14 protein-coding genes and 1 pseudogene are annotated in these 17,625 nt (G+C 68.3%); 14 read left to right on the forward strand and 1 reads right to left on the reverse strand.

Going from position 1 to position 17,625, the window contains the following annotated elements; all coding sequences use genetic code 11:
* Nucleotides 1-2: 2 nt before the first annotated feature.
* The 3 genes from KBY47_RS11460 to KBY47_RS11470 are packed head-to-tail and all read left to right on the forward strand — an operon-like array spanning nt 3 to nt 2,678.
* The gene (locus tag KBY47_RS11460) at nt 3-935 is read left to right on the forward strand and encodes a VOC family protein (RefSeq protein WP_210920933.1); all 933 of its coding nucleotides are present in this window, start codon (nt 3-5) and stop codon (nt 933-935) included.
* Between the two features lie 28 nt (nt 936-963).
* On the forward strand, nt 964-1,929 hold the full coding sequence (locus KBY47_RS11465) for a fumarylacetoacetate hydrolase family protein (protein WP_210920934.1): 966 nt from the start codon (nt 964-966) through the stop codon (nt 1,927-1,929).
* On the forward strand, nt 1,926-2,678 hold the full coding sequence (locus KBY47_RS11470; protein WP_210920935.1) for an SDR family NAD(P)-dependent oxidoreductase: 753 nt from the start codon (nt 1,926-1,928) through the stop codon (nt 2,676-2,678). The genes KBY47_RS11465 and KBY47_RS11470 overlap by 4 nt, the downstream gene beginning before the upstream one ends.
* 79 nt (nt 2,679-2,757) lie before the next feature.
* On the opposite strand, the gene KBY47_RS11475 is transcribed toward KBY47_RS11470, so the two are convergent.
* Nucleotides 2,758-3,483, reverse strand: coding sequence for a glycoside hydrolase family 11 protein (locus KBY47_RS11475; protein WP_210920936.1), 726 nt, complete (start codon nt 3,481-3,483; stop codon nt 2,758-2,760).
* A gap of 342 nt (nt 3,484-3,825) precedes the next feature.
* Between KBY47_RS11475 and KBY47_RS11480 the strand changes: the two genes are divergently transcribed.
* From KBY47_RS11480 to KBY47_RS11530, 11 genes and pseudogenes are all read left to right on the forward strand, one after another.
* Nucleotides 3,826-4,221 carry an SseB family protein gene (locus tag KBY47_RS11480; protein WP_210921061.1) on the forward strand — a complete coding sequence of 132 codons (396 nt, stop codon included), beginning with the start codon at nt 3,826-3,828 and terminating at the stop codon, nt 4,219-4,221.
* Nucleotides 4,214-4,867, forward strand: coding sequence for a hypothetical protein (locus KBY47_RS11485; protein WP_210920937.1), 654 nt, complete (start codon nt 4,214-4,216; stop codon nt 4,865-4,867). Before KBY47_RS11480 ends, KBY47_RS11485 begins: the two co-directional genes overlap by 8 nt.
* Before the next feature lie 2 nt (nt 4,868-4,869).
* Nucleotides 4,870-9,618, forward strand: coding sequence for a putative T7SS-secreted protein (locus KBY47_RS11490; protein ID WP_210920938.1), 4,749 nt, complete (start codon nt 4,870-4,872; stop codon nt 9,616-9,618).
* On the forward strand, nt 9,615-9,977 hold the full coding sequence (locus KBY47_RS11495; protein ID WP_247694538.1) for a hypothetical protein: 363 nt from the start codon (nt 9,615-9,617) through the stop codon (nt 9,975-9,977). Before KBY47_RS11490 ends, KBY47_RS11495 begins: the two co-directional genes overlap by 4 nt.
* Nucleotides 9,978-10,086: 109 nt before the next feature.
* Nucleotides 10,087-10,672 (forward strand): annotated as a pseudogene (locus tag KBY47_RS11500) (RHS repeat domain-containing protein); the annotation flags it as partial.
* Nucleotides 10,673-10,863: 191 nt separating this feature from the next.
* Nucleotides 10,864-11,136 carry a hypothetical protein gene (locus tag KBY47_RS11505; RefSeq protein ID WP_210920939.1) on the forward strand — a complete coding sequence of 91 codons (273 nt, stop codon included), beginning with the start codon at nt 10,864-10,866 and terminating at the stop codon, nt 11,134-11,136.
* A gap of 748 nt (nt 11,137-11,884) precedes the next feature.
* The gene (locus KBY47_RS11510; RefSeq protein ID WP_210920940.1) at nt 11,885-12,643 is read left to right on the forward strand and encodes a hypothetical protein; all 759 of its coding nucleotides are present in this window, start codon (nt 11,885-11,887) and stop codon (nt 12,641-12,643) included.
* Nucleotides 12,644-13,203: 560 nt separating this feature from the next.
* Nucleotides 13,204-13,695 (forward strand): hypothetical protein, encoded by a 492-nt coding sequence (locus tag KBY47_RS11515; protein ID WP_210920941.1) that lies wholly within the window; start codon nt 13,204-13,206, stop codon nt 13,693-13,695.
* A 133-nt stretch (nt 13,696-13,828) separates the two neighbouring features.
* Nucleotides 13,829-14,398, forward strand: coding sequence for a Crp/Fnr family transcriptional regulator (locus KBY47_RS11520; protein ID WP_279635462.1), 570 nt, complete (start codon nt 13,829-13,831; stop codon nt 14,396-14,398).
* Between the two features lie 102 nt (nt 14,399-14,500).
* Entirely contained in the window at nt 14,501-15,316 is an 816-nt protein-coding gene (locus KBY47_RS11525; RefSeq protein WP_210920942.1) for a hypothetical protein, read from the forward strand.
* 54 nt (nt 15,317-15,370) lie between these two features.
* Complete coding sequence (locus KBY47_RS11530; RefSeq protein ID WP_247694539.1) at nt 15,371-17,617, forward strand: hypothetical protein; 2,247 nt, start codon at nt 15,371-15,373, stop codon at nt 17,615-17,617.
* The last annotated feature ends 8 nt before the right edge of the window (nt 17,618-17,625 follow it).

Raw genomic sequence — 17,625 nt, forward strand, 5'->3', positions numbered from 1 at the left:
CCATGCGCCTGCTCACCCATCTGCGGCACGTCGACCTCGCCGTGCCCGACTACGACAAGCAGCTCGACTTCTACTCCGGCGTCTGGGGCCTCACCAAGGTCGCCGAGGACACCGGCATCTCCTTCCTCGCCGCCGAGGGCTCCCCCGAGCAGTACGTCGTACGGCTGCGCAGGGCCGAGGAGAAGCGCCTCGACCTGGTCTCCTACGGCGCCGCGAGCGCGGCCGACGTCGACACCCTCGCCGAACGGCTCCTCGCGGGCGGCGTGCGGCTGATCTCCCAGCCGGGGAAGGTCGACACACCCGGCGGCGGCTACGGCTTCCGCTTCTTCGACGTCGACGGCCGCACCCTCGAGGTCTCCGCGGACGTCGAGGTCAGGCGGCACCGCAAGATCGAGGAGAAGGAGTCGATCCCGGTCAAGCTGTCGCACGTGGTCCTCAACTCCCCCGACCTGGACCGCACCCGGCGGTGGTACGAGGAGCACCTGGGCTTCGCGCTCTCCGACACGCTCAGCTCGCCGCACATGGGCGAGGTCATGCACTTCATGCGGATCTCCACCCAGCACCACTCGATGGCCCTGGCCAAGGGCCCGCACACCTCCCTGCACCACGTCTCCTTCGAGATGCGCGGCATCGACGAGTACATGCGCGGCTCGGGCCGGGTCATGCGGGCCGGGTTCCGGAAGATCTGGGGCCCGGGCCGCCACCTGGCGGGCGACAACACCTTCACCTACTTCCTCGACCCGCACGGCAACACCGTCGAGTACACCACCGAGCTGGAACTCCTCGACGAGGACACCTGGCACCCGCACGTCTACGACTTCTCACAGCCCGAGGTCACCGACCAGTGGGGCACGGCCAACCCCATGAACGAACTCGTCGCCAAGGAGTCCTTCAACGACCCCGACCCCGGCGTCTTCGTCGCCCCACCGGTCTGATCCCGCCCAGCCTGCCCGGAGCCGCACCATGCGTTTCGCCGCCTACGAACACCATCACCGCCGCCGCGTGGCCGTCGTGGAGGCCGACGGCACCCTGCTGCCGCTGCCCGGCGTCACCTCGCTCACCGCCCTGCTGGCGGAGTGCGGCGGTCTGCCCGGCCTGCTCACCGCGGGCGCGGCGGCGCTCGACGTACCGCCCGGCCCGCACCTGACACAGGTCCGGCTGCTGCCGCCGCTCCAGCCCGTGTCCGTCCGGGACTTCGTCACCTTCGAGGAGCACGTCAAGGGCGTACGGCGCTCGGTGAGCGGCGCCGTCGGCGTGCCCGAGCAGTGGTACGCCGCGCCGACCTTCTACTTCAGCAACCCGCACGCCATGTACGGCCCGTACGACGACGTCCCCGTCCCACCAGGCTCGAACGTGCTGGACTACGAACTCGAGGTGGCCGCCGTCATCGGCCGCGAGGGCCGCGACCTCAGCCCCGGGCAGGCCCGCGACCACATCGTCGGCTACACGGTCCTCAACGACTGGTCCGCGCGCGACCTGCAGGCCGCCGAGATGACGGTCGGTCTCGGCCCGTGCAAGGGCAAGGACACGGCCACCACCCTCGGCCCATACCTGGTCACCGCCGACGAACTGGAGCCGTACCGGGACACCGAGGGGTTCCTGCGGCTCGCGGTCACCGCCGAGGTCAACGGCGAGGTCGTCGGCCGGGACCAACTGTCCAACATGAGCTGGACGTTCGAGGAGATGGTCGCCTACGCCTCCCGGGGCACCCGGGTCGTGCCCGGTGACGTCCTGGGTTCCGGCACCTGCGGCAACGGCGGCTGCCTGGCCGAACTCTGGGGCCTGCGCGGCGAACGGACCCCACCGCCCCTGAGACCCGGCGACACCGTCACCCTCACCGTGGAGGGGATCGGCAGCGTGTCCAACACGGTCGTGCCCGGCACGTCACCGGTGCCACTGCCCGTCGGCCGCCGCCGGGAGCGGCCATGAGCGGCCTACGGCCCGGGAGACTGCCCGGCAGGGTCGTCGTGGTCACGGGTGCGGACCGTGGCCAAGGCGCCGCGGAGGCGGAGGCGCTGACCCGGGAGGGCGCCCGGGTGATCGCCACCGACGTACGGCCGGAAGGTGCCTGCCGCCGCCTCGACGTGACCAGCGCACAGGAGTGGGCCGACCTCGCCGCCGAGCTGAGGGAGTCGTACGGGCAGGTGCACGGCCTGGTCAACAACGCGGGCGTCACCTGGCGCGCCCGCCTGGGCGACGTACGGACCGAGGACTTCGACCGGGTCCACGCCGTCAACGTCACCGGCCCGCTCCTCGGCATCCAGCACCTCACCCCGCTCATGCCGCCCGGCGCCTCGATCGTCAACGTCGGCTCCTCGGCGGCCCTCACCGCCCACTACCCCGTCGCGTACACCACCAGCAAATGGGGGCTGCGGGGCCTGTCCAGGACGGCGGCACTGGAACTCGGCCCCCGGGGCATCCGCGTCAACATGGTCCACCCCGGCTACATCGAGACGGACATGACCGCCTCCGCCGCGCCCGCCTTCCGCGAGGCCAACCTCCGCGAGACCCCGCTCGGGCGCACCGGAACGGCCGACGAGGTCGCCCCGCTGGTCGTGTTCCTGCTGTCGGACGAGTCGTCGTTCATCACCGGCACCGAGATCCCCGTCGACGGCGGTCTGACCGCGCACGGCGGCGTCAAGTCGGTCTCCGACGCGTTGCGCGAGGCCGCCTCGTGAACCGCTGGTTGGTTCCGCGAGCGGCTGCGGGACCCGCCGAGAGGACGGGTCCCGCAGCCGGTCGTCCGACGGACAGGGATCAGCCGCTGACCGAGATGTTGGAGCTGCCGCTGCTCTGGAAACCCTCGGTGGCCATGATCATGTAGTACCTGAACTGGCCCAGGTTCATACCCGCGCGCGCCCAGGCGTCGAAGTGGTTCCCGGAGGTGATGGTGCCGGAGCCACTGGTCACCTTCGACTGCCGGACGCTCCAGTACTGGTCGAAGGTCCGGGTGCCCTCGACGGACGGCGCGTTGTACCGCGTCGTCTTGTAGATGTCGTACGTGCCACCGTCGCTGTAGACGGTGCCCCGGTACTCGCCGGTGGGCCGGTAGCTGCCCCAGTTGTCGACGATGTAGTACTCGACCAGCGGGTTCGAGGTCCAGCCGTAGAGGCAGCCGTAGCCGTTGCCCGACGGGTTGAAGTAGCCGTTGTAGCGCACCGTCCGGCGCCCGCCGGTGTTCCAGCCCTTGCCCGCGACGAAGTTGCCGCAGTTGGTCCACTGGGTGCTGTAGCTGCCGCCGCCGTTGAGCGTCATGGACACACGGCCGCCGCCGTCGGTCCAGAACGAGTAGTACATGCCGTCGTAGCCGGTCTGGTTGGTGGTGATGGTGGTGGCGGCGTGAGCGGTGCCGGGCAGCAGCAGCCCGGACGCGGTGGCGACCGCGACGGTCCCGGCACCGCCGAGGAACCCTCGCCGGCTCAGGCCGCTGAAGGGAGCGGGGTTGTGCTTCATCTGATCCTGCTGCGTGCCGTCCTGACGCATGCGTCCTCCCGATGAAGGCAGGTGGGGGTCGGGCGACTTCTGCCGCCCACGGCCTTGCATGGAACAGGCTTCGCAGAAGCCATGCCCCTGTCAACACTTTCGACAGGCTTTCGGAAACATATCCAGTCCTGGTCGAGCCCTCGGCGAGCATATCTCCGCAGGTCAGATGACCTCTTCCGCAAACCATTGCGAGTGATGGGGCGAGACGAGCAAGAGACTTAACGCAAGTGCGTGATCAGCCTTCGAAAGTTTCGAGCACTCGCATGGATACGGAGAACCGACGGCGTCTTCCCGCGCGTCTGATCTACGGTGCTACCAGTGACCGAGGGTGAGGGAGTGGCCGTGGAGCAGGCGGGGACGGTGCTGGCCGAGCGGATCGCCGAGCGCAGAGCGGGAGTCGGCGACCCGCGTGCCCTGGTCGGTGAGATGAGGCGGGCGGTGCTGCTGGTGCCGGTCGCCGGTGGGGGCCTGTGGTCGGCGCACTCGGGCGGCGTGCGCTGGATCTGCGCCTTCACCGACGAGGCGGCACTGGCCCGCTTCGCCCTCCGGCACGGCCCCGGGGACCAGCCAATGGAGTACGCGGCGTTGCTGGGCGCCCGCATCGTCGACGAGATCGTGCCGTCCCTGGGCGAACCCGCGGGCCTGGCGGTGGACATCGCCACGGAGGACGGGTCGATGTTCTTCCCGCCGGTTGCGGGGATCGTGCCGGACGCGGTGGCGGTGGACGCCCGTGGGTGAGGACGGGGTGGACATCAAGGTCGGCCGGGAGGCGGTGGCGAAGTTCACGCAGGGCGTGGGCGCGGTCATCGACCAGCTCGGGGACCTGGGCGGGGCGACCGGCTCGGTGATGGGCAAGGGCTTCTCGGAACTGTCGATGACAGGCATGGAGGCCGGACACCACGGTCTGTCGGTGGACTTCGAGGACTTCTGCGAGCGCTGGGAATGGGGCGTGCGCGCCCTGGTCGGCGACGCGAGCGCGATCTCGAACCGGCTGGGCCTGGCGGCGGGCACGCAGTGGGAGCACGACCAGTACGTGGCGGGCGCCCTGAAGGTCGGGGTGAACTCGGTGATGGGCGGCAACCCGCACGCGTCGGAGGAGGAGATCACCCAGCAGGACTGGGGAGACGTCTTCACGCCGGACTACCTGAGCCCGGACTGGAGCGGGGAGTCGTGGGACCGGGCGGGTGAGGAGATCGAGCAGACGTGGAAGGACACCGGCCGCACGGTCCTGACGGAGGGCCAGGGGGGCAGGCAGGCGGATCTGCTCAACGACGCGCTCGGCATCTCCGACGAGCAGTGGAACCAGGCCCTGGACGACACCTTCGGCCCGTCCCCGGAGGAACGCGCCCAGCAGTCTCAGCAGTCTCAGCGGGAGGGTGACTGACGGTGGGCGTGGGGGACTTCATCAGCGACATCACCCCGGATGTCGTGGAGGACGCGGTCGAGGACGGCGTCGAATGGGTCGGCAACCGCGTCGAGGACGCCGGCAACTGGACCGCCGACCGCCTCGACGACGTCGGCTGGGAGTCCGGCGCGGACTGGGTGCGCGAGCAGTCCCGCTCGGTCGCCAACCGGATGGGCGCCGAGGTCGACGAGATGGACCTCGGCCAGACGGAGGACAAGACCAAGCTCGTCTACGGCAGCCCGGAGAAGATCCGCGCCACCGCCGAGAAACTCCGAGGCTTCCAGTCCGCGTTCGACAGCGCGGGCGAGGGCCTGAAAGCCATGGACTCCTCCCGCCTGAAGGGCGAGACCGCGGAAGCCCTGCGCACCGCGGTCCGTACCCAGCCACCCAAGTGGTTCACCGGCGCGGACGCCTGCGAGGACGCCGCCGCCGCGCTGGAGGCGTTCGCGTCCACCGTCACCTGGGCCCAAGGCCAGGCCCAGACAGCGATCGACAAGTGGAAGGAGGGCGTCAAAGCGTCCGAGGACGCCGCCGACGCCCACCGCAAGAAGGTCGACGACTACAACAGCGCCGTCGACCGCTACAACGCCCAGCCCGCCGACAAACGGGACCCCTCCACCCTCCCCCCGCGCCCGGCCGCGACCTTCACCGACCCCGGCAAGACGCTGATGCAGGAAGCGCAGGAGATCCTCGCCGAGGCCCGCAAGCAGCGCAACACGGCGGCGGAGACAGCACGTTCAGCGGTGCGCGCGGCCCGGGACAAGGCGCCCGCGAAACCGTCGTACGCCGAACAGCTGCGCGACGGCGTGCGGGAAGCGCAGATCATCGGCGACCACGTCGGCGGCGGCATCATCAAGGGCACCGCCGGGCTGCTGAACTTCGTCCGCGGCATCAACCCCCTGGACCCCTACAACCTCACCCACCCCGCCGAGTACGCCACCAGCCTCAACAGCCTCGCCGCCGGACTCGTCGTAGCCGCGAACGACCCCGTCGGCACCGGCCGCCAGATGGTCACCGACTTCATGAAGGACCCGGCGGAAGGCTTCGGCCGCCTGCTGCCGGACGTGGCGCTGACGGTGGCCACGGGTGGCGGCGGCGCCGCCGTCAAGGGCGTACGCATCGCCGCCGACGCAGCCGACGCGGCACGAGTCCGCCGCCTCGTCGACGACGCCCCCGACGGCACCCACAACCGCCCCGACACCACCCGCACCACCGACGGCACCGACCCCGTCGACCTCGCCACGGGCCGCATGTTCCTCCCCCAGACGGACGTATCGATCCCCGGCATACTCCCGCTGACGTTCACCCGCCGCACGGAATCCGGCTGCACAGCAGGCCGCTTCATGGGCCCATCGTGGACGACCACCGCCGACGAACGCCTGACCATCGACCCCGTCGGCGTCCTCCACGTCACGGCGGACGGCCTGCTGCTCCCGTATCCGCATCCAGTTCCCGGCGCACCCACCACCCACAGCCGCACCCGCCTGTCCCGCACCCCGGACGGCGACTACACCCTCACCGACGAAGACACCGGCCTGACCCGCCACTTCACTCCCCCACCCGGCACCGAACCGGGCGCGGACGGCACCGCCTGGCTGACCACCGTCACGGACCGCAACGGCCACACGATCACCATCGACCGCACCGACGATGGCCTCCCGCTGACCCTGACCCACTCAGCGGGCACACAACTACGCCTCACCACCACAGACGGCCTGATCACCGCCATCGCCCTGACCGGCGCGGGCGAGGACGGCACCGACCTCCCCCTGATGGCGTACGGCTACGAGGACGGCAACCTCACCACGGTCACCAAACCCTCCGGCGCCACGACCCGGTTCACCTACGACGAGCGCCACCGCGTCACGTCCTGGACCGACTCCAACAACAGCCGCTACGACTACGCCTACGACGACCAGGACCGCGTCATCGCCGAAGGCGGCGAAGCGGGCCACATCCAGATCACCCTCACCTACACCGACCCCCACCCCGACACCGGCCACCGCACCACCACCCTCACCACCCCAGGCGGCCACACCACCCACCACCTCATCGACAACCACAGCCGCGTCATCGCCACCACCGATCCCCTAGGCCACACCACCCACTTCACCTACGACACCCACGGCAACCTCCTCACCCACACCGACCCACTCGGCCGCACCACCACCCACACCTACGACGACCGCGGCCGCCTGCTCCGCGTGGCCCGCCCGGACGGCACCGAACTACGCCTCGAGCGCGGACCGTTCGGACTGCCGACGCAGGTCGTGGCACCGGACGGCGCCCGCACGACCTACACCTACGACGAGCGCGGCAACCGCACCACGGTCACCGACCCGGCCGGTCACACCACCCACTACACGTACGACGCGCACGGCCGTCCGACCTCCGTCACCGACGCCCTCGGGGCCACGACACGCGTGGTGTGCGACGCGGCGGGACTGCCCGTGGAGGTCACCGACCCGGTGGGCGCCGTCACGCGTACGGAGCGCGACGCCCTGGGCCGCCCCGTCGGCATCATGGACCCGCTGGGCGCGGTCACCCGCCTCACCTGGACCCCCGACGGGCAACTCGCCCACCGCACGGGCCCCGACGGCGCCGCTGAGTCCTGGACCTACGACGGCGAGGGCAACTGCCTCACCCACACCGACCCGGTCGGCGGAGTGACCCGCTTCGAGTACACCCACTTCGACCTGCTCGCCGCCCGCACCGGACCGGACGGGGCACGCTACGAGTTCGAGCACGACGAGCACCTGCGCCTAACTCAGGTCACCAATCCACAGGGCCTCGTCTGGAGTTACGAGTACGACCCGGCTGGACGCCTGGTGTCGGAAACCGACTTCGACGGGCGAACCCTCAGCTACTGTCTCGACGCAGCGGGACAACTGACATCCCGGTCTGACGCCCTCGGCGGCCTCCTCACCCTGGAGCACGATCAGCTCGGCCGAATGATCAGGAAGGACGCCGGAGGCAGGACCACCACCTACGTTTACGACGCGGCGGGACGCCTCCTGAGGGCCTCCGGCCCGGACGGCGACCTGATCCGCCAGTACGACCGGCGCGGCCTGCTCAAGACCGAACTCGTCGACGGCCGTGCCATCACCTACGCGTACGACGCGCTCGGCCGCCGGACCCGGCGTGTGACGCCGACCGGGCATGTCACCACTTACGCCTATGACGTCGTAGGTCGACTGGACCTCATGGCCACGAGCGGCCGTCAGGTCGGCTTCACCCATGACGCCGCAGACCGGGAGGTGTCACGCTCCTACGGCGACATGATGACTCTGGCATCCGTCAGGGACGACGTCGGCAGGCTTTCCGCCCAGTACCTCACGGCCGGCGGGCAGTCCCTGAACAGCCGCACGTACACCTACCGTGCCGACGGTCACCTCACTTCCGTGACCGATCGGTTGTCCGGCACAAGGTCATTCGAGCTGGACACCGTCGGCCGTGTCATCGCCGTCAGCGCCCACGGGTGGACCGAACGCTACGCCTACGACCTCGTCGGCAATCAGACGGAAGCCTCCTGGCCCTCATCCCATCCAGGTCACGAAACGACCGGCCCTCGCACGTACACCGGCACCGCGATCACCCGCGCCGGCGACAGCCGCTTCGCTCACGACCGCCTAGGGCGCGTGCTCCTCAAGCGGCAGACCCGCCTGTCCCGCAAGCCGCGGACCTGGCGTTACACATGGGACACCGAAAGCCGCCTCACCTCTGTCATCACCCCGGACGGCACCCTCTGGAACTACCGCTACGACCCTCTGGGTCGGCGCGTCGCCAAGCAGCGTCTCGCGGACGACGGCGCGACCGTCGTGGAGGAGACCTGTTTCACCTGGGATGGGATGGTCCTGTGCGAACAGACGACCGTCTCCGATGGCCTGCCTCACACCGTCGCACTCACCTGGGACCATCGCGGCTCGACCCCTCTCGCCCAGACTGAACGCGTCCTCACCCGCGACGCGGGTCAGCGGGAGATCGACCGCCGCTTCTTCGCCATCGTCACGGACCTCGTCGGCACCCCCACCGAACTGGTCGCCGAGAACGGGGACATCGCCTGGCGCACCCGGTCCACCCTCTGGGGCACCACCGCCTGGAACCGGAGCAGCACCACATACACGCCTCTCCGCTTTCCCGGCCAGTATCACGACCCCGAAACCGGCCTTCACTACAACGTGTTCCGGCACTACGACCCCGCCACGGCCCGCTATCTCACCCCAGATCCCCTCGGTCTTGCTCCCGCACCCAATCCGGCCGCCTACGTCCATAATCCGCACACCTGGGCGGACCCGATGGGCCTTTCTCCGTACCAGGAGAAGGGAGGAAGCACGGAGGTCGACCCCCGAAAGCTGGACTACCTCTTCAACAAGGACATCAAACCGGATTCCCACAACTCGCCGAGAGCACTTCAGAACGAACTGCAGCTGCACCGGATCGGCATACCGGACACCCCGGAGATGCGGCAGTACGTCACCGATCATCTCACCCAAGCCGCTCGACAGCCGTTCGAGCGCACCTTCACCAAAGAGTGGCCCGGCGGAAGCGGCGAGTTCGGCGTGACGGAGTCTGTCCTTTACGGCCCGCACGGGGCACTGGGTGTGGAGAGCACATGGCAGATCCTGCCGGACGGCGGACATAGACTCTCCACGGTCATCTTCCGTGGCAGCGGCCCGAATGTGAGCATCCACGGCAGCCTGGACCACTGGCCGCCGTACAGTGGAAAGTGAAGGTGGACGTGTACCGAGAGTTCCTCACTCCCGACGACGAAGAGGTCTACGAGGCCACCGGCGAATGGCCGGACTCGGACGAGAGCGGCGCACGCGTTCTCAACCTGCGAGATCTCTCCGGGCAATCGCTGATTTTCTCGTACGACTCGCTGGCACGGTCAGTCAGAATCCGCTGGACCGACCATCAGGGAACTGAGGTCCTGGACTGCTTCCGCGAAAGCGCAACACGCCTTTCCTTCACTTCGGGGTCATCATCCAAGCACATCTCGATCGACTTCAACATGGGCGAGTGCACGGGAACAATGGAGATCCAGCTGACCCCCATTCTGTCGGTACGTGACCGCGTAATGTTCCAATGAAGCCGGTGGTACGGCACGGCCCCGAGCGGTTCCTGGTGGCCACGCTCGGTAGCCAGCACCGGCTCTGGGCCGCGCCTCGACCCGGCCGCCAACACCGACGACCCCACCCCACCACGCCCTCGGCCGCGTCACCCTCCGCCAGAAAACGCGCCTCTCCCGTAAACCCGACACCTGGCACCACGAATGGGACACGCAGAACCGCCTCACCTCAGTCACCGCCCCCGACGGAAACCGGTGGAGGCACCGCTACGACCCCCTGGGCCGCCGCGCCGCGAAGCAGCGTCTGGCGGCCGACGGCGAGAGCGTGGTCGAGGAAGTCCGCTTCACCTGGGACGACCCCGCCCTCTGTGAGCAGACGACGGTGGCCGAGGACTGGTCCCGCCCCGTCACCCTGACCTGGAATCACCGGCGCTCAGGCCTCCTCGCGCAGACCGAACGCATCCTCACCGCGGATGCGCGGCAGAAGGCCATAGACCGCCGGTTCTTCGCCATCGTCACCGACCTCGTCGGTACTCCGACAGAACTGATCGACGAACACGGTGAGATCGCCTGGCGCTCACGGGCCACCCTCTGGGGCACCACCGCCTGGACCCGCACCAGCACCGCTCACACCCCGCTGCGCTTCCCCGGCCAGTTACTACGACCCCGAGACAGCTCGCTATCTCACCCCCGACCCCCTCGGCCGGGCAGCCTCTCACGCTCGGTCCGTCCTCTCCGACGACTCATGGTGTGCCATTCCGGAGCGGACACCTCAGGAATCGCCCAGCAAATAGTCAACGAGATGGGCGTCACCGGAAGGGCTCTCACCGACCGAGTGGGCACCAGGTCCCACAGATCGACAAGGGCGGATACTGGTGAAACTTTCTTCCCATCATCGGAGGCTGACGTGCGGCTGATCGGTTTCTACCAGGAAATGGACACGAAATACGATCCGGCTTGGGGCGGACCCGTTCCTGCCCCCGACTCGGGTACCGGAAAGTATCCGGTCACGGAACTACTGGGTTACCTCACCTCCGGTTACCCCATCCTCGACGTCACCGAACTCACGTCCGACGTCATCAACGGGGCGTTCCGCGTGCCGGTCGGCTCATCCGTGCTCACCGACGGCGAGTTCGTCTGGCGTGGACCTTGTGAAATACGTCGAGCACTACCGTATTGACCTCCCCCTGGAGTTTCTGACCGCCGTCCAGCGGCGCGGTTTCCGTATCCCTCCAGCCGACTACGACACCCGCCTCCCGCTCTCCCTGGAGGTGAGCGGCCTGCTCGGTTTCCGGCCCGCACCCGGACAGCCCCGCGGAGGTGCGCCTGACCGGTCGTGGGTGAGAACGGGGTGGACCTCAGGCCCGACCAACTCGGGGACCTGGGCGGCGCGACCGGTTCGGTGACGGGCGGCGACCCCGACCACCTCAAACGTCGGCTGAAGCCGGGAGTCGTTCGAGCAGTCGGGCGGCGACATCGAGCAGACGTGAAAGGACACCGGCCGCACCCTCATGACCGAAGGGCAGGGCGGCAGCCGGGCGGACCTGCCGCACAACGCACTCGGCATCTCCGACGACGAATGAACCCAGGCCCTGGCCGACACCTTCGGCCCGTCTCCGGAAACGCGCCCACGGGGAGGGTGAGCAGTTGTGGGCATCGGGGACTTCGTCAGCGACACCACCCCGGAGGCGACGAGAACACCCTCGCCGCCCTCGTCCCACAGCCTCGGGACTCGCGCCACAGACGCCACCCCCGACCCCCTCGGCATCGCTCCCGCGCCGAGCCCCGTCGCCTGCGTGGACAATGCGTCCAGCGAGTACGACCTCTGGGCCTCATGCCCAAGTACACGAAGGAGGAGCGGGCCCAGAGGCGGATCAACAAGATCGAGGACGGCCTCGTCGAGAAGGCACAGGACGGCGGGTTCAGCGATGACGAAGAAACTGAGGTCCGACGGCGGCTGGTCCGCGACGGTGACGGGCGAACCGCTCGACCTCGTGCCCCGCCTCCTCGGTACCTTCCTGATCGTTTCCCCCTATGCGGACAGGGTGGAACGGGAGAAGTTCCTCACGGCCACGCTCGGCAGCCAGGACAGGCTGTGGGACCTCCCTGACGTCTTCCGCTTCGCCCCGAGCGGCCGACGGCTGGCGGGGGCCGAATTCCGGATCCCGGCAGAGTCCGCCTCAGCCGAGGACTCGGCCCGCCTTCCCCTCACGCCCGCAGTACGCCCGGGCGGGCTCCGCATGGACGAGGCCAAGGACTTCCGGCATGAGATGTGCACGGTGCTGTGCCGCGCTCCCGACGATGCCGTGCTGACCTGTCTGCGCGACCTCGACGTCCTCGACGAACCGCTGGAGGCCCGCATCGGCATCGCCCCCGACGTGGCCCTCCTCTTCCAGCACGGCACCGTCGTCGGCTGGAGCCTCACCGATCCCACGCGGTACCTGACCGCCACGTACGCCCACCCCGACACCAACCCGCCGTCGCCCGCCACCCGACGGCTCCTCACCGAGTGCCTGGACCTGATCACCACGCCGGTGGTCGACGACCTGATCGACGGCGAACCGGCCGCCCTGACCCGTCTCCAGGCCGCCGAGAAGGCCCTGCGCGAGCAACGCGAGGACCGCAACCGGGCCGAAGCCCTGCTTGAGCTGATCGCCACCCTCGTGGAGGACTACGGGAACCAGTGAAATGTCAGGCACGGGCAAGCAGCACACGACAAGCGTCAGGACGGTTGCCGCACACCCTCCCGTTGGAAGCAACGCGTCCGCCATCTCACGACGTCGCAGGTCAGCGACGCTGGAAACAGGTCGGGCACCCCCGCCCACGCCTGAGCAACGCAGGGAAAACCGCAGGTCACAGACCCTACTCGGCAGGCTCCAGAATCGCCACGCACTCCACATGATGCGTCATCGGAAAGACGTCAGAAGGGGGAGGACCTGACGTATTCGCAGGTCAGCCGCCATTTGTAGCCCCGCCGAAGGACCCCACGAACGCCCGGAGCGTCAAACGAGCGTCACGGCCGAGGCATGAGCTGGCCTCCGCCCAACGAGGCTCAGCCAGCTGTAGGCGCTGGCGCCGCCCCGCCGACGTCGACCCACATCCCCGTGACTACGCCCCACGGAAGGCCATGGAGTGAGGAACCTACCCCTCCTCATGCCCTGCGGTTGGCATCAATCCTCGGCAGCTGAGAGCAGGCTGGCAACTGCCACGACAAGCAGGCGACGGCCGCGGAGGGGTGTGGGACGACATGCGCGAGCCAGGCAGTATTCCGACGGGGATGGACCGGCTGAAAGGGCACGCTGAACGCGCCTTCGTCGAGGTGCAGAGGGCCGATACAAAAGCAACGGCGTTGTGCGGAATAGCCGGTGGCCTGCTGGCTGCAGGGGTTGCCGTGCTGTCGAGTGCACACGGCATGCCCCCCATCGCGGTGTTTTCCCTTGTCCTGATGTGTCTGTTGCTGATGGCCGCGATAGGGGCTGCGCTGCTCGCGCTGCGGCCCGTGGTCCCAAGGGCGGGGCTGCATACCGAATTGATGGGCGAGGCACTCGTACACGACCGGGCCGGTGTGAGTACGACTGCTCGCGGGGAGCTTGAACGGCATGTCGAGGGCCGCCGACTACAAGTGCTGGCCTGGCTGGCGGACAGGAAGCTGCGAGCGGCCCGCCTGGCCGTCGACTTTGCCCTAGCAGCACTCCTGATGGCTGGAATGTGCCTATTGAGCAACATTCTGGTTAGTTGAGACGATCACCTAAGTGTGTTTGGGCCGCATAGCAGGGGGACGCGTGTATCAGCCGCATGCCACGGTGATCGGCGACAAGTTATGGGCACGACTGAAGGCGCTCGCACCGCAGCGCGTCAGGCCGGCTCGGAGTGTGCTGCTCCGGCAGGGAGATCCAGCAACTCACGTGATCGTGCTGGAGTCCGGGTCAACGCTGATCACCCTGGCCGGGGTCTGCGGAGAAAGGACGCTTCTTGCCGTGCGCGGCGCCGGTGAGTTACTCGGTGAACTGGCCGTGTTGGACTCCCAGCCTCGCACGGCCACGGTCATCGCCGCCGAGTCCTGTCAGATCCGCATCATCCCGGCTGCCGCTTTCCTCACGTTCGTTGAGGAGCATGATCTGCTGGCCCCGCTCCTGCGCCATGCCATCGCCCGAGTCAGGGAATCCGAGGCCGTGCGGCTCGAACTGGCCACTGCGTCTGTGCCGCTGCGTCTGGCATCGGCTCTGTCGCGGCTGGTCGAGGCCGCATCCGCTTCGGCTTCGGATCTTGCCGTGCGTCTGACCCAGACGGAGCTGTCTCAGATGATTGGCGCTTCCCGCAACGCGGTGGTCAACGCGCTAAAGCCCTGGCGTGAGCAGGACTGGGTCCGCACCACCTCCAGCGGTGGGCTCCTCGTTCGCGACATCCATTCGATTCAGTTGCACGCGCGTACGCAGGCGTGACGGGCCGCACTTCAGGCGTGCCCACTACTGGGCAGCGGCGGCCGTCCCGCCCGATCAGCATGGGCACTTCCCTGACCGCCTGTGCTGAAAGGACGGTGCTCAATGGATGCGCCGCTGCACGCAGAGCCCCTGGATGTGCCCGCCGAACTCGCCCTTGTGGCGATCGACATGGAGAAGTACAGCCAGATCCCCGAGGCGAAGATGGCCGCCGCCCGGTGCGACGTGGACGACATCGTGGCGACTGTGCTCGCCGAATGTCAGCTACCCGACCCACAGGAACTCCCCGGCGGCTACAAGGACAGTGGCGACGGGGCGATCCTGCTGTTCCCGCCCTCGGTACTGGCACGTCTCGTGGACCCGCTGCTCGGCCGGCTCGATGCGGCTCTGCTGCGCTACGAGCGGCAGCGGCTGGCCAGTAGTCCCGTCCTGCGGCTGCGGGCCAGTGTGCACGTCGGCCCGCTGTCCCTGCCCGACCACCGCGGTGACGCCATCAATGACACCACCCGGCTACTCGACAGCCAGGCGAACCGCCAGGCACTGTCCGCCGCGAAGGACAGTGGCGGCTTCCTTGCTGCCGCGCTCTCCGAGATCGTCTACCAGCGCACCGTGCACGCGGGCCGCTCGCAGGATCTGGGCCCACACCACTTCCTTGAGGCGGTTGCCCGCGTCGGCGACAAGCCCGGCTTCGAGCAGCCTTGCCGGATTCATGTGCCGGGCCTGACCGGGCCGGCCGTACGCCCCTACGTCACGGACGCCGCATCACCGGCCGCTGCTCCCTCCTCCACCGCGCAGCCGAGCGACGCGTCAGTGACACCGGTTTCCGGCAGCGGCGGCACGTTCCAGTTCCACGGTCAGGTCAGCGACGCCACGATCGCCAACAGCATCGACACCCTGCGAATCGATCGCCGCCAGCGGTGAGTCGCCTGGCCTTCCGCCCTCCCACTCTTCCCACACTCACCCTGGAGCACTCGTATGTCTGACGTGCCGTTCGACCCCATCCAACCGACCAGCGAAGCTACCGAGAACCAGTCCAACGGCTCCGGCGGCTGGCTGCATCGCTTGCGCCCCGGATCCGGCGCTCCCGACCGACGGGACGCGACCCCTGACGCCCCATCTCCTACCCTCGCTCCCCTACCACCGGATGCCGCCTCGCCCGCGCATCGCGTGCATGAAACGCAGGACCGGGGGACACACGTGTATGGGAACCCCGATGTCGTCGCCCACCACATCAAACAGCTGATCCTCGAGACCCGAAAGCAGGACTTACTGGAGGGCGTCGAGCAAAGTCGCGAGCGACTGCTCGATCAGCCGTTCGTTCGCAGCGCGCACTGGAACACGATCTGGGAGCAGATCGTCAATCCCGTCACCAGCCGCCCCCACCAGCCCGTGATCATCATCGTCGCGCCCCGCTCATACGGCTCGACAACCCTCGCACTGCGGCTTCTGGCCGAGCACACTGCTCACGACGCCACCCTGGTCAAGTTGGACGCAGACTGGAAGACCCCCAGCAAAGGACGCCTGCCGCTGGAGATCGCGCACGCCTACCAGCTTGACCTCAAGCACCCGGAGAAAGATCAGGTATCGGCCGACTTCCTCGACGCGCTGTCGGAACACGCCGCCCACCTCCGGGGTTGCGGTTCCTATCTGGCGCTGACCGTGGCACAGGACCTGTGGAAGGATCACCGTCTCAGCGATCGCGACGGCATCCAAGTGGTTCGTCTGCACGAGGCTCCCGATGCCCAGGAAGTCGTAGAGGCGCATCTGGACGCCAACGGCTACGGACAGCTGTTCACATCGCTTCGCTCCTTCCCCAAGGCCACGGCTTCCTTGCGCGGACTGACGGCGGTGGCCGCCGTACGGGCCGCGTACTCCGCCGTGACGGCTTGGAAGGAACATATCCACGTCGGTTCCCAGCAGTCGCGAGTGCGGGCAGACTCCGATGGCGGAACCCCGGCCACGCTGGAAGAACGCATCATCGCGGCTCTGACCGACTGGCGCGGCGAACTCGACGGCCGGTTCGGCGAGATGAACAGCCTGTACGCCCACGACAACCCCTCACTCACCGTGGAGGACCGCTGTCTGCTGCTGGCCCTAGCTGTGCAGCAGACGGCACCCATGCCCGTCGTCGCGCGCAGTGCGGCCGCTCTGCTGAAAGCCATCGGCGACGCCCCCGACGCTCCCGACGCAGCACCAAAATTCTCACCGCCCCTCAGTTCGCTGGCCGGACGGGGAATGCGCCGGCGCATCCAGGATGTCGGGGGTGAAGTCGACCTGCAGGACACCGTGGTCTTCGATCGGCCTGCTTATGGACGCGCCGTGCTGGAGTATGTCTGGGACAACTACGACGTCATGCGTGAACCCTTGCTGACCTGGCTCGTCGGGACGGCTCAAAGCGCCGATCCGGAAGACAACGCAGTGGCTGCGTTGGCCGAGCTCACCGTGCGGCACGGATCGGTGGACTACCTCACGACACTGGGCGGCCTGGTCGGCAGCAGTCATCCCTTGGTGCTTGCTGCGGTCATGGAACGTGCCGTGCATAACGAACACGTGGGACGCCTGGCGTGGGAGGCGCTGTACGGATGGGCGGAGAAGGAGAGTTACGCGCCCGCGGTGATTACACTGTGCCGACGCGTCCTGGAGGACTCCTCCGTCGCCACTTCTCTGGCCAAGCGGGCAATGGTGCGCCTGCGCCGGGTCGCGCACAAGAACACCGGGGGCACCGTAATCGGCCAAGTCCAGGCTGCCTTCGACTCTCTGGTCCTTCACCCCACCGTCGCCCTGCGACTGGCCGGTGAAGTCGTGAGCTGGCAGCAGGGCAAGGTCTCCTGCGCTCGCAGCGGCGCCCTGGCCTTCCTTGCATTGATGACCCTCGGCCACGACGGCACGCCGTGGCTCGTGGACACCCCTCCCACGGACATCGACGTACAGCGCGGCATCCACGACCTGCTGTCCTCTTCGGAGACCGCCGCCGAGGTCACCTCGCGTCTGACGGACTGGATCCGTGCTTGTGCCGACGATCCCAGCGCCTATATGCAGTTGCGCGACCAGCTTCTGCCGGCGCTGCGGGGCCACAACATGTTCGAGGCCGGCTTGAGGTTCATGAGCGGGCTGCGCGGCATCTCCACCGTTGAGGGTGTCAGCGTGGCCGACGACTTCTACAACCACCTCGTCGACAGCCGTGTGCGCACGGTCTTCCCGCTCGAAGAGAACCTCGTATGAGGTGGCCA

This window comes from Streptomyces sp. B93, from assembly GCF_018070565.1.
Lineage (GTDB): Bacteria > Actinomycetota > Actinomycetes > Streptomycetales > Streptomycetaceae > Streptomyces.